This is a genomic window from Chloracidobacterium sp., from assembly GCA_016715795.1.
GTDB lineage: Bacteria > Acidobacteriota > Blastocatellia > Pyrinomonadales > Pyrinomonadaceae > OLB17.
On sequence record JADJXP010000002.1, the window covers coordinates 1461229 to 1480600 of the forward strand.

General features: G+C 56.8%; 13 protein-coding genes. 2 read left to right on the forward strand and 11 right to left on the reverse strand.

Annotated features, from left to right (window positions below; genetic code table 11):
* Nucleotides 1–67 precede the first annotated feature (67 nt).
* The 7 genes from IPM59_11690 to der all read right to left on the reverse strand — a co-directional run bounded on the left by IPM59_11690 (nucleotide 68) and on the right by der (nucleotide 8494).
* On the reverse strand, nucleotides 68–868 hold the full coding sequence (locus IPM59_11690) for a TonB family protein (GenBank protein ID MBK9216238.1): 801 nt from the start codon (nucleotides 866–868) through the stop codon (nucleotides 68–70).
* Nucleotides 869–1124: 256 nt separating this feature from the next.
* Nucleotides 1125–2192 carry a protein translocase subunit SecF gene (gene secF / locus IPM59_11695; protein MBK9216239.1) on the reverse strand — a complete coding sequence of 356 codons (1068 nt, stop codon included), beginning with the start codon at nucleotides 2190–2192 and terminating at the stop codon, nucleotides 1125–1127.
* The gene (secD, locus tag IPM59_11700; protein MBK9216240.1) at nucleotides 2193–3884 is read right to left on the reverse strand and encodes a protein translocase subunit SecD; all 1692 of its coding nucleotides are present in this window, start codon (nucleotides 3882–3884) and stop codon (nucleotides 2193–2195) included. It abuts the gene before it with no gap.
* Between the two features lie 10 nt (nucleotides 3885–3894).
* Nucleotides 3895–4200, reverse strand: a complete 306-nt coding sequence (yajC, locus tag IPM59_11705; GenBank protein MBK9216241.1) for a preprotein translocase subunit YajC — start codon at nucleotides 4198–4200, stop codon at nucleotides 3895–3897.
* A 51-nt stretch (nucleotides 4201–4251) separates the two neighbouring features.
* On the reverse strand, nucleotides 4252–5478 hold the full coding sequence (gene tgt, locus IPM59_11710) for a tRNA guanosine(34) transglycosylase Tgt (GenBank protein ID MBK9216242.1): 1227 nt from the start codon (nucleotides 5476–5478) through the stop codon (nucleotides 4252–4254).
* A 99-nt stretch (nucleotides 5479–5577) separates the two neighbouring features.
* Nucleotides 5578–7044, reverse strand: a complete 1467-nt coding sequence (locus IPM59_11715; GenBank protein MBK9216243.1) for a redoxin domain-containing protein — start codon at nucleotides 7042–7044, stop codon at nucleotides 5578–5580.
* Between the two features lie 103 nt (nucleotides 7045–7147).
* Complete coding sequence (der, locus tag IPM59_11720; protein ID MBK9216244.1) at nucleotides 7148–8494, reverse strand: ribosome biogenesis GTPase Der; 1347 nt, start codon at nucleotides 8492–8494, stop codon at nucleotides 7148–7150.
* 45 nt (nucleotides 8495–8539) lie between these two features.
* On the opposite strand from der, the gene IPM59_11725 reads away from it, so the two are divergent.
* Nucleotides 8540–9064, forward strand: a complete 525-nt coding sequence (locus tag IPM59_11725) for a DinB family protein (GenBank protein ID MBK9216245.1) — start codon at nucleotides 8540–8542, stop codon at nucleotides 9062–9064.
* Here the strand turns inward: IPM59_11725 and IPM59_11730 are convergent.
* The 4 genes from IPM59_11730 to IPM59_11745 all read right to left on the reverse strand — a co-directional run bounded on the left by IPM59_11730 (nucleotide 9061) and on the right by IPM59_11745 (nucleotide 18149).
* Nucleotides 9061–10047 (reverse strand): KpsF/GutQ family sugar-phosphate isomerase, encoded by a 987-nt coding sequence (locus IPM59_11730; GenBank protein ID MBK9216246.1) that lies wholly within the window; start codon nucleotides 10045–10047, stop codon nucleotides 9061–9063. The genes IPM59_11725 and IPM59_11730 overlap by 4 nt on opposite strands.
* A 145-nt stretch (nucleotides 10048–10192) precedes the next feature.
* A complete protein-coding gene (locus IPM59_11735; protein ID MBK9216247.1) occupies nucleotides 10193–16576 on the reverse strand; it encodes an Ig-like domain-containing protein in 6384 nt (2127 codons plus the stop codon).
* A gap of 291 nt (nucleotides 16577–16867) precedes the next feature.
* Nucleotides 16868–17248 carry a hypothetical protein gene (locus tag IPM59_11740; protein ID MBK9216248.1) on the reverse strand — a complete coding sequence of 127 codons (381 nt, stop codon included), beginning with the start codon at nucleotides 17246–17248 and terminating at the stop codon, nucleotides 16868–16870.
* A 175-nt stretch (nucleotides 17249–17423) separates the two neighbouring features.
* Entirely contained in the window at nucleotides 17424–18149 is a 726-nt protein-coding gene (locus IPM59_11745) for a transposase (protein ID MBK9216249.1), read from the reverse strand.
* Between the two features lie 444 nt (nucleotides 18150–18593).
* Here IPM59_11745 and IPM59_11750 point away from each other — a divergent pair, with 444 nt between their 5' ends.
* The gene (locus IPM59_11750; GenBank protein ID MBK9216250.1) at nucleotides 18594–19370 is read left to right on the forward strand and encodes a PspA/IM30 family protein; all 777 of its coding nucleotides are present in this window, start codon (nucleotides 18594–18596) and stop codon (nucleotides 19368–19370) included.
* Nucleotides 19371–19372: the final 2 nt, after the last annotated feature.

Here is a 19372-nt window from a genome sequence, read left to right on the forward strand (position 1 = left end):
TAATATTGCGATAGAGATCTAATAGCTCAAGACGGCCGCACCCGGCGGCCGTCTTGACCCTGCATCTTTATGGGACAAAATTGTAAGTGATGACACCCGAAACCTTTACCGGCTGTCCGGACAACAGCGTCGGGCTGAACCGCGCACCACGGGCTGCACCCTCGGCGGCGGCACGCAGCAGCGGATGTCCGCTGACGGCATGGGCCGAGATAACGCTCCCGTTCTCGCTGATCAGCACCTGAACGCTGACAGACCCCGAAGCGCGCATCGCTCGAGCGGCCGCAGGATAGCTAGGTTTTGGCAAGCTCGTCGCCTTACCATTAAGGACTCCACCGGACACGGTCTTTGGCGGGGCCTTCTTCTCAGGCGGCGGAGGCGGAGGCGGAACACCTGCTCCGCCGGCGTCGCTGTCGCCCGTTCCAGTCGAAAGGCCGCCGGTTCCTCCCGAATCTACAACACGAGCCACGCCCGGATCGATCCGAGCTCCCGTGTCTGAATCTGAGGTGCCGAGCTTGGTCAGGCGATCCGTCCGCATTTCCTTGATCAGGTTGCGCGTCGTACTGATAGTATCAGGCGGCTTGATCGGCGACGACATTATGTTCTGGATCAATTCGCGCCGAACATCGACGTCCGGCTGCTTCTGCTCCTCCGGCTTCTTCTGTTCTTCAGGCGGCGGCTCTTCGTCCGCAACCGGAACTGGCGCAACTAACGTAGTGAGCGACAGGTCGTCACCCCCCATACCATAGTCATGAGCAAACAGGTCGCGCGTCCACAGGCCGACAACGGTGGTCACCGCGATCACGAGGACGATCAGCATAAATTCACTACGCCGCTTGTTCTCAGCTCCGGTGTCCTTCGATTCTACCATTTGGTCTAGCATTGTACTTCCTCCCTTTCCGGTGCCAACTTCAGGTCAAGGGTAACGAAAAAACTATTATTGCTTTGATGTCATCAGCAGATGCTGGCGTTGCAACAGCACTCGGTAGAGACACCGTTCCGACCTAAAGAGGCTCGGACGAAACACAACTTACTTGACCAGCAACGAAATGAAGTCTAAAAGTTTAACAATACAAAGTCAAGAAAGATGTCCTGCTTTTAGTGATAACTTCAGGCTCGTTCGTTACTTACCTTGTCACGGGCCGACGTGTTACGGTGCGGCGAGCGGACGAGGCTAATTTCTCTCCTTGCTGCTGAGGCACAAGCACCTCTTTGACCCGCGAATCACCCAGTTTGCTTTGCCACCAGATGGCTATCGGACTCGCGATCGCGATCGTCGAATATGTTCCCGTTATCGACCCTACAAACAGCGCCAACGAGAATCCGCGCAGCACCTCGCCGCCAAACAAAACCAATGCAAGCACGGCCAAAAACACAAGCCCGTTCGTAACGATCGTCCGCGACATCGTTTGGTTGATCGATTGATTCGTCAGCGAGTAGAGCGATTCGCCGCGATGCAGCGTCAGATTCTCGCGAATTCGATCAAAGATGACAATCGAGTCGTTGACCGAGAAGCCGACGAGTGTTAGCAAGGCCGCCAGCACATTCAGACTGATCTCCCATTGAAAGATCGTAAAGAAGGCCAGCGTGATCAGGACATCGTGAAAAACAGCGATAACGGCTCCTGCCGCGTACGTCCAATCATATCGAAACGCAATAAACAGCAGGATGCCGACCATTCCGAGCAAGGTCGCGATCACAGCCTGGTTCCGAAGCTGTGCTCCAGCGACAGGGCCGACCGAATCAGTTCCCACGATCTTATACGCCGCCGTCTGGTCGTCATTGAGCGTGGCCGCTCCCTCAGCTTCCTTGCCGAAGGTATCAAGCCCCCTCTTCACAAAACAGCGTCCGGCTTCGTCAACGTTAGGACACTCCTCACGCTGCCCCATAGTCGGCACCTTGATCAGGACCTCATCAGCCTTATCAGTCGAATCCTGAATGATCGCCTCTTCAACACCGACGCCCTCTAGAGCGGAGCGAATATCATCTGCCGCTGGCTTGCTTCGGAATTTTACGGTTGCGACCGTTCCGCCCCTAAAATCCACGCCGAGGTTGAATGCATCGGTTCCGCCCGGTGTAAATTGGCGGCCAATAGCCGAGCCGAGCCCGGCCAGAAGGATAACGATCGAGACCATGATGAGCGGCTTTCGCCAGCCCATCCAATCGACGTCTATATTCTTAAAAAATTCCAGCATCTAAATACTAAGTTTAGCCATGTTCGGACGCTTCTCGAGCAGCCACATAAAGATGGTTCGTGAGACGAATACCGCCGAGAACAGGTTGATCAACAATCCGAGCACAAGAGTAACCGCAAAACCGCGAATAGGGCCCGAACCGTAAATATAAAGGATCACCGATGACAGGATCGTGGTAATGTGCGTGTCGATGATCGTGATGAATGCTCGGTCAAATCCAAGTTCGATCGCACTCGGGATAGACTTCCCGTCTCGGAGTTCTTCTCGTATGCGCTCAAAAATAAGCACGTTCGAGTCCACAGCCATACCGATACCCAAGATGAGCCCGGCGATGCCCGGCAGCGTCAGCGTCGATTTGATCATCACCAAGGCAGCCATCGTAAGCACCATATTCAGCACCAACGCGACAACGGCATTGACGCCGGATCCACGATAGTAGAAGAGCATGAAAGCCACGACGAAGATGAGCCCGCCGAGCGACGCCTCAACGCCTGCCTTGATCGAATCGGCCCCAAGGCTGGGCCCGACCGTGCGTTCTTCCTGATACTCGATCTTCGCGGGCAACGCTCCTGACTTGAGCGTGAGCGCCAGATCTTCGGCTGATTCCTTTGTAAATCGGCCTGTGATCTGTCCCTGGTCAAATATCTGCGACTTGATGTAGGCGGCCGATTTTACCTCGCCGTTCAGGACAACGGCCATGTAATTATTGATGTTCTTGCCGGTCCAGTCGCCAAATTTCTGTGCTCCGGCCGGTTTCAGCGAAAAGCTGATCTCGAAATCCCGGTCGCTTCCCGTCCGCGAGCCCGCACTAGCCTCACGCAGTTCGCTGCCGTCAACTATCGCAGGATATTCGACAACTACAAATTGCTTGGGCTTGTTCGGGTCGGGCGTTGCGTTCGATGACTTGTTCGTCGGCTCATCCTTATCAGCATATGGCAGGATACGCCTGTTCGCCGGGACGCTTCCGCCCATGGATTGTTTCGCAGCTTCCTCGGTCGGATAGGTCTGCACCGGCTGTGGGTTTGGCCCGCTCACAACCTTCATCAGCGCGAGATTAGATTCGGCCCCGATCAGGTTCTTGATACGCTCCGGATCGTCAACGCCGGGCATCTGAAGCAGTATCTGTCCCGACGATTCCGCGCCGTGTTTTTGCAGTGTCGGCTCCTTTACGCCGAAAGCGTTGATACGACTGTCGATGATCTTCATCGCCTGATCGACGGCCTGTATCTTGAGCACCTGCTGGATCTGCGACGGCAGCGTCCATCGGATCGTGCTGCCATTCGTCGACTCGGTCCAATTGACGAAATCGACCTTTTTCTTGACCTCATCGATAACAGCCTGGGCCTGCGCCGGATCCGAGAGAGTAAGTTCGACGGCATAGTTACCGCCGTCGGCGATCACGTTGTTGCCGCTGACGGGCAGTTTGGCGTCAGTCGCCGCCGTCATCGCCGCCTGAGCGTTGTTTTCGGTGAGCGTCTTGAGGTAATCGTCAGTCTTGACCCGCATCACAAGGTGTGAGCCGCCCTTGAGGTCGAGGCCGAGGTTGATGTTCTCGGCGAGGTTGGCCTTTATGCCTTCCCACGAGAAATCGGCCGCCGTCGGCGTCCGTCGCGGCCCTATGACGAGATAAATGCCCGCGAGCGTGATGGCGATAATGATCGCCGTCCTGATCCATAAACCGGTGTTCTTCATTCTGGTAAAACTACTCTGGCTTTTTGCCCACGACCGCGCTCTTGCCTACCTCAAGGAATGATTTCTCGGCACTCACGATAATAAGGCTCGACTCGCGAACCTCCTTGACTGTACCGATAATGCCACCGTTCGTGACGACTTCATCGTTGATCTTCAGCGATCCGATCATCTCTTGAAGCTGCTGTTTCTGCCGCTTCTGGGGCAGTATTACGAGGAAATAGAAGATGCCGAAAATGAAGATAAATGGAAGCAGCGTCCAGAGCAGACTGCCGCCACCGGCCGCTTCACCTTCAAAAAGCAGTAAGAAAGTATTCATCACAGGTCGAGTCAAAAAGACAAAAGCAAAATAATATACATTTGCTGCACCTTAATCAAACGCAGCATCGTACTCTCGCAATTTTTCGAGAAATGCCGTCCTGAAGGTCTGATACGCCCCGTCGAGGATCGCCGCCCGGGCCCGTCGCATGGTCTCGACAAAGAATGCGACATTGTGATGCGAGATCAGAATCGCAGCATTCATCTCGCCGGCCTGGTAAAGATGCCTTAGATAGCCCCGCGAATAGCGGCTGCATACCGAGCATGGGCAATCACGGTCGAGCGGCTCATCGTCGAGGGCAAACTTTGCGTTTCGAATATTGAGCTTGCCTCGCGACGTAAATGCGCCGCCTGTGCGCCCGTTCCGCGTCGGGATCACGCAATCGAACATATCCACGCCACGCCCGACCGCCTCGATAAGGTCCTCAGGAGTGCCGACACCCATCAGATATCTTGGGGCATCGGCCGGCATCTGCGGCGCGAGAAATTCCAGCACGCCGTACATCACCGGCTTCTCCTCGCCAACACTCAAACCGCCGATCGCGTACCCGTCAAAGCCGATCTCGACCGTGCGGTCGAGGCTTTCTTTTCTTAGATCATGATGTCCCGCGCCTTGAATGATGCCGAAGAGTGCCTGTCTGTCAGAACCACCTACGGTAGTGGGTGGTTGAACGTGATCCTCCACGGCCGAGGTTAGTGCCGCTAAACCACCCGCTACCGCAGGTGGTTCTGACTGAAGTTCCTCGAACCGCTTCTTCGACCTCGCCGCCCACCGTGCTGTCAATTCAAGGCTCTGCCTCGTCCGCTCATGCCCCGCATCGCCTGGCGGACATTCGTCAAAGGCCATCACGATCTCAGAACCGAGAGCCGCCTGAACTTCCATCGACACCTCAGGCGACAGGAAATGTCTGCTCCCGTCCAAATGCGACCGAAACTCTACGCCTTCCTCCGTCAGTTTCCGCAGATCCGCCAACGAGAACACCTGAAACCCGCCCGAATCCGTCAAGAACGACCGGCCCCACGACGTAAACTTATGCAGCCCGCCAAACTCACGGATCGCCTTGACACCCGGACGCAGAAGAAGATGATAAGTATTCGCGAGGATTATCCGAGCATCGATCTCGCCCTCAAGCCACTCGAAACGGACGCCCTTCAACGCGCCCTGCGTCCCGACCGGCATGAACACCGGCGTCTCGATAACCGACCGCCGCGTCGTCAAAATGCCCGCGCGAGCATTGCCATCAGTCGCGCTTATCTGCCAGTCAAGAGGTTTTGTCATAACAAGCTGTCAGTAGCCCGACCGTCAGGGAGGGCTCCCGCAGCATCCACAGCGCGTAGATATGGGCGGGCGCCCTCCCTCACGGTCGGGCTACAGACACTATTTCCTTTTCCCGATCAGCGACCAGATATTCGGTGCTCCGATCGCGGTTTCGGTGACGATCACACCATCCTTGTTGACCAGCACTGCTGAAGGCGTGCCAAACATCCCGAGCGTGGCGGCCGTCCGGTGGCCTTCATCCAGGACTATCGGCGAGATCAGACCAAGCTCCCGCAGTGTCTCTTCGTCGCCGTCCGAGAACACCAGAAGATTTGGCTCGTCGGCGTTCTTTGCCGAGTCCCAGTCGCGCAGGTCAGGCAGCATCGCCGAGCAATGCGAACAGCCTGTACTCCAAAACGTGACGAGTGTGTCCTTGCCTTTAAGGTCGGCATCAGTGAGTGTGCGGCCGTCAATATCGACAACTGCAAAGCCTTTCACGGCTTGACCGATCTTCAAGGTCTGTGCGGTGCCGTTACCGTTTGTGAAATGGGCAAATTCCCGACCTGCGTCGTCTGCCATTAGCTTCCCAACGAGGTCCCGAATCGCGATGTCGCCCGGCGCGGCGTGGCTCGCGATACGGCCGTCGGCGCCCATGAGAACGGCCGTCGGTGTCCATCTTGCGCCGATCAGGTCAGAGATGTCGGTGTGCTCCTGAATGAGCATCGGCCCGAGATCGCCGAACTTATCGCCGTTCTCCTTTTCTGTCCCCGACGTTATGAAGACGACATCGACCTTGCCGGCAAGCTCCTCTTGCCACGCCGCGAATTCGGGCAGCAATGCCTCACACGGCCGGCACGTCGGGCTCACGTAGAGAAACATCACCGGCAACGCGTTCGCTCGAACGTCCTCCAGCGTGACCGCGGCACCATCCAACCGTTTTGCCTCAAAGTCCGCCACCACCGCGCCGATGGGCATTCCGTCGTTCGGATGCCCAGCCTCGTCACGATGCACGTGGCCTTCCGTGTGCGATACCGCCTCGATCACGTCGAGACGCTTCACGATCTCGTCCTGTCGCTTCAATATCCGTCGAAGCTGCGCCACGGCCGCTACGAGGAGGCCGACTATCACAACGCCAAACGCCAACTGCATCACATCCAGCCCCGGGTCGGTAAGAGCCATTCCCTGCATTCCGCCCCCCGAAGCAACGAGTACTATCGCGGGAACCGCGAAAACAAAATTCCTGACCACGCTCGCCAAACTTACCGGCTCGCTGTAGACCTGCCCGAAGCAATGGCAATCGGGAGCGTTGCCTTGTGCCAGTTGATAGCCCATCTGGACCACAAAGACGGCGAGCAATACGAGCGCTGCTATCGCCGCGTACCACGAAGTCTCGATCGGCAGCAGAAACGCTGCAATGGCCAGTTCCACTAGAGACAACAGAACAGCCGCGGGCATCGCCGTGCCGGCAGGCACGCCAAAATCCTGCATCGCCCGCTTCGAACCGCCGAGGTCGAGCAATTTGGTCGCCCCCGCAAGCGCAAAGATGCCCGCCAACAGTGTTCGAAACAGTAGTAAGACAACGTCCATCAGTCCAATAGCAAATTCGGAATAAGTGAAAAGGTATAAGTGACAAGGGATAAGTCCTACTTATCACCTTTCACTTATCACTTCTCACTTATTCCGAAGCATATCACTTCGGCTTCGTTTTGTGCCGTTCGACGAGCCTGACCGGCGTCGCAAAAAAGCCAAATTCCTCACGCAAACGATTTTCTACATATCTCAGATACGAGAAATGCAGCCCCGCCTTACCGCCTGACGTAAATAATATGAACAGCGGCGGCCGAATGCCCGCCTGTGTTATGAACTGCACTTTCAATCGCGAAAAGCCGCCTTTTACAGGTGCCGGTGCCGTTCCGCCCTTTGGCTGTGAGATCATATCCTCGAAGAAACGGTTGAGGCGCGAGGTTTGTATTCGCTGATCACGGGCCTCGGCCGCCTGTCTGACCAACGGCAATATCTTTGTGACGCGCTGGCCCGTCAGCGCCGATATCGTCACGATCGGGGCCCAGTCGAGGAATTTCATTGCGTCGCGCAATGAGCGTTCGAATTCGTAGATCGTGTTCGTCTCTTTCTCCTCGACCGCGTCCCATTTATTGACCGCGATGATGATCGAGCAGCCGCTGTCGAGAGCGTAGCCTGCGATGTTTGCGTCGAGATTGGTGACGCCTTCGACGGCGTCGATGACGAGAATGGCGACATCGGCTCGTTCGAGCGATTTGCGGGCCATAATGACCGACAGCTTCTCTGCCATCTCAGTCGTCTTGCCCTTTCGGCGAATGCCGGCCGTATCTATTAAGAGATAATCCTGCCCGTCAACCGTCAAATGTGTGTCGATGGCATCACGCGTCGTTCCCGCGATCGGCGAGACGATCACGCGTTCCTCGCCGAGTATCTTATTAAGCAGAGATGACTTGCCGACATTCGGCCGCCCGATGATGGCAAGCTTAATGTCGTTCGACGGTTTCTCGTCAGGTGTCGGATCGAGGTCGAGAACATCGAACACCTGATCGAGCAGATCGCCCACACCATTGCCGTGCTCGGCAGATATCGGCATCAGTTCGAAGCCGAAACGGTGAAATTCGCCGGCCTCGTCCTCGACCCTTCGAGACTCAGCTTTGTTTGCCCCGATAAACACTGGTTTCCCTGTGTTACGCAGCAAGACGGCAAGTTCCTCGTCCAGCGGTGTCACACCCGCACGCGAATCAACGACCCAAATGATCGCTACTGATTCCTCGATCGCGTTAGAAGCCTGCTTGAAAATGTTCGCGGGAATGATCGCCTCATCATCGGGTACGATGCCGCCTGTGTCGACCAGACGAAAACTCTTTGCCCGCCACTCGACCTCGCCGTACATCCGGTCGCGGGTAATGCCCGGCTCGTCGCCGACGATCGCCTTGCGCGATCCCGTCAGGCGATTGAACAACGTCGATTTGCCGACATTCGGCCGGCCTATGATGGCTACAAGCGGTGACGCCATAAAAACGTGATTCTAACAAACGCAGTGTATAATTGCCGAAACGCTATGGAATTCAGGCTGGACCAAGCAGTCGAGATATTGCGTCAAACGCCCTACACGCTTCAGCGACTGCTTGGCGATCTGTCAGACGATTGGACGGCGACAAGCGGCGACCAGGAGAATTGGGGGCCGTACGACATTATCGGCCATCTGATCCACGGCGAAGAGACGGATTGGATCCCTCGAGCTGAGATAATTCTCGCTCAGGGCGAGAGCGTCGCATTCGTCCCGTTTGACCGGCTTGCGCAGTTCGAGAGGTCAAAAGGCAAACCGCTCGCTGACTTGTTGACAGAGTTTGCTCACCTTCGCAGTGCGAATATCGAGAAACTCATCCGCTGGCAACTGACGCCCGAACAACTCTCCCTTTCGGGCATCCATCCCGTACTCGGCGAGGTCACGCTGTCTCAATTGCTCGCCACCTGGACCGTCCACGACCTGAATCACATCCGGCAGATCGTGACGTATATGGCAAAGAAATATGAGGCGAATGTCGGCAGATGGAAGTCACATCTTGGGATCCTAAATGGCTAGAGCCCGGCACGAGCAATGTCGTGGAGCCGTATCAGCCCTACGCATTTTTCGCTGTCGACCACCGGCAGCACCGATATCTGTGACGGCCGATCTTCCATCAGCTTTAACGCATCGACAGCGAGAAGGTCGCCGGCCACGGTGATCGGTGAAGCCGTCATCATCGAGGTCGCGGTCAGGCCTGCAAGTTCCGCCACCTGCGTCTGCTCGACCGTGCGCCGTAGGTCGCCGTCCGTCACGATACCGAGAAGTTTGCCGTCGCCGGCCACAACATTCACGGCTCCGAGTGCGTGCTTCGATATTGCACGGACAACATCCAGCCAGCCTGCGTCTGGTCCAATGTTTGGACTTGGATGCATCAGATCGACGACTCGGATCGTTAGGCGTTTGCCAAGCTGGCCCGCCGGATGATTTGCGGCAAAATCCGTTTCGGTAAGCCCTTTCTTCTCCATCAGGACCATAGCCAGCGCATCGCCGATCGCGAGCGAAACAGTCGTTGATGCGGTCGGGGCAAGATTCAACGGACAAGCCTCCGCATCGACCGATGCGTCGAGGACAACATCCGCCGCCCGTCCCAACGTCGAATCGACCTTTCCGACGATCGCGATCATCGATACGCCCCGCTGTTTCAGTGTCGGCAGCATCGCCAGCAATTCATCCGTCTCGCCCGAATTGCTCAAGGCGATCACAACGTCGCCCGGCGAAACGATCCCGAGCCCGCCGTGCAGCGCATCGCTAGGATGAACATAAACAGCGACGGTTCCCGTGCTGATCAGCGTCTGCGCGATCTTTTGCCCAATAACCCCCGATTTACCGACGCCCGTAACAACGGTCTTGCCCGCACAATCGTAAAGTAGCGACAACGCCGCCTCAGCCTGCTCAGCATCCAGCGCAGCGGCGGCCCGCTCGATCGCACCGGATTCGAGCCGCAGAACCTCGCGCAATTTGTCAGCGTTGTTTATCACCTCAGGAGCTGCCCGCAACATTGCGAGAATGATAGCACGTCGACAGTCAGAACCGCCTGCGTAAGCGGGCGGCCAGTTCGTCACGATGTGCGAACCCCCCGCCGCTTCCACTCAAACCTGCCTTAAACGAAAGGAACTGACCGCCCGCTTACGCAGGCGGTTCTGACTATTCAACCTTTACGAAGTCCGTCCCCGTCCGTCCGAACGTCTCGGGATGATACATCTCCTCGGCCTTGGCGGGCGGGACAATGAACTGCCCCGGCGTGGTTGCACGGGTGACGTAGGTATAGTTGTAAACACCTTCCCACAGGAGCGACGCGAACGCCTCGGCACGCTCGTCGCGGAAGTTCTGGTGCTCGAACCAATACTGGCGCCACCACCACCAGCCGTGGCCGAAGGACGGCGAACCGTATTCGATAACGGACGTATTGCCGCCTTGATCCGCCGGTATCGATTCAGTAACCGCAAGGCCCGGATTGAGCACCTCAAGCCCCGCGGGCAGCGGATCGACGAGAGCGACGTGATAACGACGTGCCTGTGCGACCATCGTCAGCCGCACGCGAACGCGAGCGCCCGACTTGATCGTCCACGAGCCGTCGGCGTTTTGCTTAACGTCGTCCTTGTTGTCAACAGCCTCGTACTTACGCAGCACCGTAAAGCCGTAATCTGCCGGTTCGAGCTTCAGATTCTTTGGAGCGTACTTCATACCGATGCGGTAGTAGAGACGCCCTGCACCTTGCCGGTCGATGATGAGATTCGAAGTGCCGCCCTGATCGACGAGATACGACATCGGTATGTCGAGTTGTTTCGAATCGACCGAACGGCCCTTGAACGCCTCCTCGCCGGCATACGTGTTGCCGAGCCATACGCGCGTCACAAAGTCGGGCGTAACCTTCTCGTAGGCGTTGAAATACTTGTCCATCGCCAGCAGAATGAACACATTCTCCTGCGTATTCGACCATGCACCCGATTTCCGATGAGCAAGCAGGCCGCGGACGAGCTTCGGAATGAGATCGTTCTTAACGTCCGCCTTTATCAACGCTTCGAGTAGCACGCCGTCAGCACGGCGGTTCGACGCCATGATGAGCCATGCGCCGTCGCGATAGTCCGTCACAAAGTTCGCTGTCGCCGCTGTCTCGGATGTGCGGTTCATCAGGTGACGGATGATCGCCTGGACCTCGGTTTGTGAATTTGCATCGCCGGCAAGGACCGACAATATCCAGCCGAGGGCCTCGAATGGAGCTTTGTCGAAATTGCCCTGCTCAGCAACGTCTGCGCCGACCGCTTTGCCGCCCCGCATTTCTGTTAGCAGCTTCTTGGCCTTGGCTACGTCCTTGTCGCCCATCAGATCGCGTATGTATAGGGCGTAGGCTGAGATCGTCCAGCGGACCTCGATGGAATTCTTGTACCAACTGTCAAAATGCTTCTCGACGTCCTTCATATAAGGCTTCGTCTTGTTGAGCATCTCGTCCGGCACCTTGTAGCCTTTCTGCTTGGCCAACGCCAGAGCGTGGGCGACATGGATCGTGAGGAACGGATATTCGTATCGCTCCTTAGCCTTAGTCCACAGCCCAAAGCTACCGTCGTCCCGTTGTCGTGACTTTAATATCTCGACATCGCGGGCGAACCGAGCGTTCAGCTCCTCAGCCGTCGGCATGTCCTTGGCCTTGAAAGCGCTCAACACGTCACGCAGTGCGGCAGTCGAGATCATTCGCGACGAGATCTGCTCAGAGCACTCGTAGCGATAGCGCGCGAGATAGATGAACGCATCGGTCAGTTCCTGCAGCTGCGTCGATGAGGTCGTCACCTCAAGCCCGCCGAATTGCGGGAACACCTCGCCCGGCGTCTGCACAGGCTGGACGATCGCGCCATTCTGATCAGTCGTCCCGTACGTCGCGAACGCCTCGGTCGTCGCCGGCGTCCATACAGGCAGCGATATCTCAGCGGCGTCAGAGAACGAGCCGCTCGACGCCACAAACTGGAACCGCGCCGTTCCGGCCTTATCGGTCGTCACCGGAAATCTAACTTCGGCGCGATCATTCGCTTTAACAACAACTCGCTTCCCCGACTGGACGGCAGGCGTCCCGCCTGCACCAACGCTCGCATCCACGAACCGCGCATTTGAAATACGCATCGCGATATCGACCGCCATATCCTTATCGGTCTGGTTCTGCACGACAACCGGAATATCCGCCTTGTCGCCGAAGTTCAAAAACCTAGGAGCACTCGGCCGCACCATCAGCGGTTGTTTGGCCGTGATGTTCGATTCCGTCTTGCCGAAACGCTTGCCCGTATCGACCGAAACGGCCGTGATGCGATATCGCGTCAGATTGTCCGGCAGTTTGAGATCGACGACCGCACGCCCGCTCGAATCGGTCCTGACGGTCGGCGACCACAATGCGAGGGCGTTGAAGTTTTGCCGTAAGTTGATCGGCGTGCCGGGCTGCTGCTGCCGTTCGTCGTCGGCTTCCAACGCGGCAAAATCTCTACGTTCGCCTTTAGGACTCGGCGCAGCCGATTTCTGCATTGCTCGCCCGTTCGCCAGGCCTCCCGAGATCGTGACCATTTCACTCACGGCTCCGTCCGCCGTAGCCGACGGAGGCGGTGGCGGCGGATTCTTAACGTCCTTAGGATTGCCAAGCAGCACATCCTTCCTCAAATGATAATCCGCGACACCATCGCCACGCTGCGTATAAAACACGCCCATCGGATCGGCGATCGAATATCGCGACAATGCAAGCACGCTCTCGTCAACGATCACTACCGCGACCTCGCTGTTAGCGACCGGTTCACCTCGATGATCGGTGACGGCGACGTTGACCTTTGTCGAGCCGCCGGGCGCGAGCGTCTTATCGACCGGATCGGCCGTGACCGTTAGCTTTCGCGAGGCGGTCGAGATAGAGAGGTTGATATTCCCGCTCGCGAACGCAGGCCGTTTGGCCAGCTTCGCGTCGGTCTCACCCTTGTCGTTGGTGCGCACGGCGGCGCCGACCAGATCGACCTGTGCCGTGATATTCGGCAGGTATTTCTCCTCAAGCGGCACCTTCAGCGTGATCGACGAATCCTTCATCGTAAAGCGCTCGGTCTTGACGATGCCGTCACGCCGCAGCGTCAGCACGCCCTCCGCCGGAGTGCGGACACTCTTGTCCCCCTCACCGACCGCAAACGGCGAGATCACCAGTAACTCGGCAACGTCCCCCGGCGCGTAATCCTTTTTGGACGGGATCAACTGGACCTCTTCCTGCTCGACGTTTCGCTTCGGCGGCGTCTTGCCGCCCGGCACCCAAACGGTGAACTCGCTCTCGTTAAACCGCTCGCGATCATCCATTACGGTCGCGGTTATCGTATAACGGCCGCCGTTCTTGGCTGTAAAAGTGCAGGTGGACGGAGTGAACTCAGTGGACTTAATGGAGCAGTTCTGCTCATCCACGGTAACCTCTTTCCATGAGCCTTTATCGAATGTCCAATCCTTCAGAACGGCCTTGATCTCGGCGTCGCGGCCGGCGATCAGCTTGCCGTCGAGGTCGCTGACGATCGATTCGACGACGATCTTCTCGCCCTTTTGAACAAATGTGCGCGGCGTCTTGATACCGATGTAGAGATTCGACGGATGCACGAGCAGCGACGTCTGGCCCGCCCACGTTTGGCGATTCACGTCCTGCACCGCAGCCGAGGCCGTGATCGCGTACGGGCGCGGCGGCTTGACCGATTCAAAATCGACCTTTAGCAGATGCTTGCCGCTGGCGTCGGTCACGCCCTTGAACGTCTGCGACGATCTGCCGCCATAACCGCGTCCGTAGCCGTAATCCTCATAACCGTGACGGCCCCACCACGGCGTCCATGTGCCGAACGTAAAATCATCACGGTTCGGCGGCGTGTAATTCGTCGCCGTGGCCGTAACGGTCCAGTTAGTCTCGGCGTTCGCGAGGCCGCCGCCGGCGTAGTATTTTGCCTCGACGGACAACATTGCGTTGCCGCCTACGAAGTGCGGAGCCTCGGTCTCGACCTTGGCTGAAACCTCGAATTCCGGCCGACGAAATTCCTGTATCTGGAACTGATGTTGATACGTCGTCCCGCCCAGGCTGGAGCTTGTCGAAAGATCGATCCTCGCGTATCCAAGATTCGCGTTATCGGGCAGCGTGAATTTGAAGTCGAACGCGCCAAAGGCGTTCAGATCGCCCGTGCCCTTTGCGATCTCGTTGTTTCGCGGGTCTTTTGCCGACCAGGTGAAGCCGCTTGCAGCATCGGCCAGCCCCTCAACATCGCCGAGCTTGCCGCCCGTGATCTTGCGGATATAGCCTTTTACGGCGACCTCTTCCTTGGGCTTATACATCTTACGGTCGTCAAAGACGAACCAGCGCAAGTGATCGTAAGTGGGCTTTTTGTACCAGTTACCGCTGTCCTGCCAATAGTAATCGGTGTTCTCGGGCAGGAACGCGACATCCTTACCGCGCTTGGCGATCAGCAGATTCTGCATCTCGGGAGCCTGGTCGGGCAGCGAAAGTCGAAGTATGCCATTCTCGCCCGTCGTGTTCGCCTGGGCCTCGGCGACGGTCTCGGTATCTAGTACCGAACCATCCGGTTCGACCGCCTCGACCTCATTGTTCGGCCCGCCGCTGCCAAAGCTCGTGATCCAGTTCCAAGCCCTCTCAAAAATGCCTGGCTCGGGCGTCTCAGCGACGCTGACGGCCTTTCCGTTCGGAAAGATCGACAGTTCAACGCCAGACAGCGGCCTGCCCGTCTTCAGTTCGGTCGCAAATCCGACAAGCTCCGTATTATCAACAAATGCGTCCAATCCGATCTGTGTCGCCTGAAGCCAGGTAAAGATCCGCGTGCGGTCATATTTGTCGCGGCGAACGGTCGGTTCGATATCGATTATGACGTTACCAAAGCCGCCGTTGAGCGCCTTTGACACGTCGATGCGCGTTTCGACCATTTCGTCGGGCTTTGTGGCGATCGGCACCGTGTCGTCCGAAACTAGACGACCAGGTATTGCCGGCCGCTTGCCGTCGTCATAGTTTATCCGCCGCACGTAGTTCTGAAACTGCTGCCAATCCTTTGGCTGGACGGCGTAAAGCCGCACTTTGACGCTGTTGTGATTTGTCGAATAGATCGAGAAAGCGGGTCGCGAGTTCGGGTCGAGAACGGTCATAAAGCCGCCCTGCGCGTATAGATTCTGGTCAGCCTGGCCCACCTTGAACGTCGCGGTCGCGCTCGATCCGAGAGATTGCCCGAAAATGTCCGAGAGCGTGCTGTCAACCGTTACTTTGTAGCTTGTCCGGCCCTTTTTATAGCCCTGGATATAGACATAACCGCCTGAAGGATAGATATTCAGGCCCTCGACCGCAGGCTCGATCTTGACCATTTCCTTCGTGAACTTCGACGAGTCGATCGAGTTGTTAAACTCCATCATCCACGTGTCGAACGGCGAACATTTCTTCGAACCGCGGTAGTTGCAAAAGCCGCCGTTGAACTTCATCGGGCTGTAGGTATTGAAGCTGTACGTTTGCGCCTTCTGCGTCGTCAGCGGCCCTTCGGCAGACGGAGTTCCCTTGTCAACATTGACAACGATCGATGAAGCCGCGGGAAGCGCATTTTCGGTCGAACCGTCGGGATTTACTGCTCTAAACGCAAGCCAACGCCGCGGCTGCGCGGCCTTTGAGTAATACGAAATGCTGCCATCGCGGTCGACCTCTTCCTGCGTGGCCAAGCGGACCTGCAGGCGTTTGCCGCCGCCGGTCACGACCATCGTCTGCAGCACGGCCTCAGGGTTTATCTCCTGATCGAACAACACGAACATCAATGCGTCGCGTCGCGTGATCTGGTTCTGCGGGATCATTTGCTCGACCTTTGGCGGCGGCGTGGTGAAGGTCCAAACGACGTCTTTTGCGAGAGTTTGGCCGGTAGCCGACTTGGTTCCGGCGGGAACGCGGGCCGTGAACTTTGTTGCCATCGGAAAGCGCTTTGTGGTGTCGAACATCAGCGTCTTTGTCCCCAGCCAACGCCAGCGGCCCTCGACCTGCGGCGTCAATTCGACCGGCGCATACTTCGCCGCCTCATCCTGTGACGTAACGGCGACCATCGGCTGAGAGAATGTCACGCTCAGGTCCGGCGCGAGCGGCACCTCGCCCTCCGGCGACCAGCGAATTACTTGCAGCGCGCCCGAATTATCGACATTCGGGGCCGCGCGCATCTCGTCGGACGGGAATTTGACAGGGATCTTCTGACCGGTTTTCGGCGCCGGCAGCGTACCTATGCGTTTTGCAAATTCTGTCTTATCGTCCTTGTCCGTCTTGATATCAGGCACGCGTTTGAGCAAACCACCCGTGTCAGACTGCGACAGCGGATCGGTCGACGGTAGCTGCTGTTTCTCACGCGTCTCGGCTCCCTCGACCCCTTCGCTAAGCCTGAATTTAAGCCCGTCGGGCACATCCTTTAATCGCTGTTCCATCGCTTTTCCAATTACCTGTCCGCCGGCCGGAATCGCGGCCTGCGATATAAAGCTCAAATACGTCGTTATTACCAATAGGTATGAGATCGCTTTTCGCATAGTAGTTTCGATCCTTGGTTCTGAGTGAAGCTGACCGTGTAATCATACTTCACCTTGATTTCTTGAGCTATGACCTTTGATGCAAGAGGCCGCTCCTACGGTGTGTGAACGCCGGGGACCGCCGCTTCTTGCAAGGACCGTAGCTCGGTCGAGGGAAATGATTCAGATTGAAATTGTGATCGTCTCTCCGATCTCTGCGAAATTCTCTGTGTTCTCTGCGTGGACTATTTGCTCAGGATTCTTCCACGCAGAGAGAGCAGAGAATGGGTCGCAGAGTTCGCGGAAAGGCGGTTATTCAAAGTAGACCACTACCCGATCGAGAAAACCCTGTTGATAGCAAATGAAGATGTCCGGTTTTGTTAGCACATCAAATGTCCGGTTTGTGTTTGTTGCAGGAAAGGGCGCGCCCGTTTCCTGCAACGGGCCGTCTGAGCCGCTCACCTCGGGCAGATGGTTTTCCATCGGCTGAATATCGGCCGATCTGCCTGGGCCCGTAGCCGATCGAGATGAAGCCGTCCAAGTGCTGATATACAGTGACGCGGCCACGTCGAGGGAGGAGCGCCATATTTGGCGGTCGATCTGGAGCACCAAGTTACGATATTTGACGGTGTTGTCGCGATTAACCGTCCTCGCGATCTTGATCGAGAAAACACGGTCGAGATCGTCCCTCAAACATGGCCCAAAAGCCGAAGCACCAGCGGCGCGCCACGACGGTGAACTTTCGGTTGAACTCGCGAATATAGCTTCTTTTCAAGAATCTGTTTGCCTCCTCAGGCGTTGATATCCCTCGGGAAGCCTCGGCCCCCGCGTTCGCGGGGCCCTCGTGCCTGCGGCGAGTAAGCCGGGATCATTGTGATCCCGAGCTCGGCAGTGCACGTCCGACCTGCGTGAGTGTTTGTTTATCCACCGGTTCTCCCGCCTTTGGCGTCAGCCAGAAATGACTTGCACGATCAGAGTAGAGACTGCAGAAAACGCCTTCTTTTTCAACAACTTGCCTGATCGCCCTCATGATCGTCGAAGTCGATTCCGCATCGACCAGAGCGGCATAATAGATCTCGCCCGTGGCGTCATCGAGTATCACGATCAGATCGTGCCAGCTCTCATCGCCAAACCACTGGTGATGTGACCCGTCGATATGCAGCAGCATCCCCTTTAGAGGCTTTCTGTCCCGCTTTCTCCGGTGCTTCTTTCGCACAGCGTCTTTCGCCACCAGACCCGCTCCCTGCAGCAGCCCCTTGACCCATGTGTAGCTCACCTCGATCTTGTGCTCCTCGACGAGCTTCTCGTGATAGTGCTTTACATTCAGATCAAAATACTTGTCCCGATAAAGCCCCATCACCTGCTCTACCACTTCAACTGGTATCCGCTTCGGACTCGCTTTGCCTACTCGCTTGTCAAACAGCGCACTATACCCCACCTCTTCATACTTCTCCCGTATCCTCCGTAAATGCCGGCAACTGATATCTAATATCTCTGCCGCCTCTATCCAACTGATCTTCTTTGCAAACGCTCGCAATATGATCTCCTGTCTTGTCATCGCCTTCTCCATCGCGACGCCCGGGCTTTCTTCCATAGCTTCTTTTTCCTGAAGCTATCTTCTCTTTCACCCCTCGCCGCAGAAAGCGGACATTTCATCTGCTACAACTACCGGACATATGATGTGCTACTTACACCGATCGAGAAAACCCTTGACTTTATGGGCCTTTTGTGCTATCTTGTCTCATATATGCAAGTCCGGAACCGCAGATTTATTTTTTGCGCGAAATTCGTGGAACACGGGTGAAAAATGGCAGTTAACTCTAATCATTACAGTCGTTTGCAGCGTTCCGCTCAGGGGTGGAACGCGAACGGAACACGCGGAACGCACCGGAACACCCTAATGAGCAAGTTCGCGGGTTTCAGATCGGCCGTTTCCTGTTATACTGATTCCCAGAATTTGCAACTTCCGCACATGGCCGGTCGTAAGGAATTTGGCCTGTGGGCGGTTTAAGATAATAGTTTAGGAGCACGTATAAAAATGGGACTTTGGGCGAGGATCAAACGAGTATTTTTTGCCACGTCGGGGGCCGCGCTCGATCGGATCGAGAACCCCGAACTGGTGCTGCAGCAAACGATACGCGACATGCGCGATCGCGTGCCGGAATTGAACAACTCCGTCGCACAGGTGATGGCGACCGAGCGGCTGCTGTTAAAGCAGAAAGAAAACCTTTCGACGCAGGTCGTCGAGCTTGACAGCAAGATCAAGGCGTCGGTCAAGATGGGCCGCGACGACATCGCCACGGCCTACATCGGCCAGCTGCAGCAGGCGCAGGCGGACCTGGAAAGAACGGGGACGCAAGCCGAACAGGCCCAGATGGCCTCGCAGCAGGCCTTAAAAGCACGCGACAATTACGTGCTCAACATGAAGAAGCGCACCGCCGAGGCGATGCAGCTCATCTCAGCGGCCAAGCAGGCCAAGCTGCAGGAACAGCTCGCCCAGACGATGGAGGCTTTCAACATCGGCGACGACGCTTCGACATTCAACGAGATGCGCGAAAAGATCGACCGCCGCGTTGCCGCCGCCGAAGCGAAACTCCAGCTTGGGGCCGCCTCGGTCGATAACCAGATGGCCGACATCGAACGCGAGGCGATGGACATTCAGATGCAGGACAAGCTGCTCGAATACAAACAGCAAATGGGCATGCTCGGTGCGGGAACGCCGCCTGAGAGCAAACAGATCGAGGCCGGAGCGCCAGTACAGGAGGCAGAAATTATTGAGAACGTCGAGGTAAAGGACGCGCATCAATCGTCTTAGGC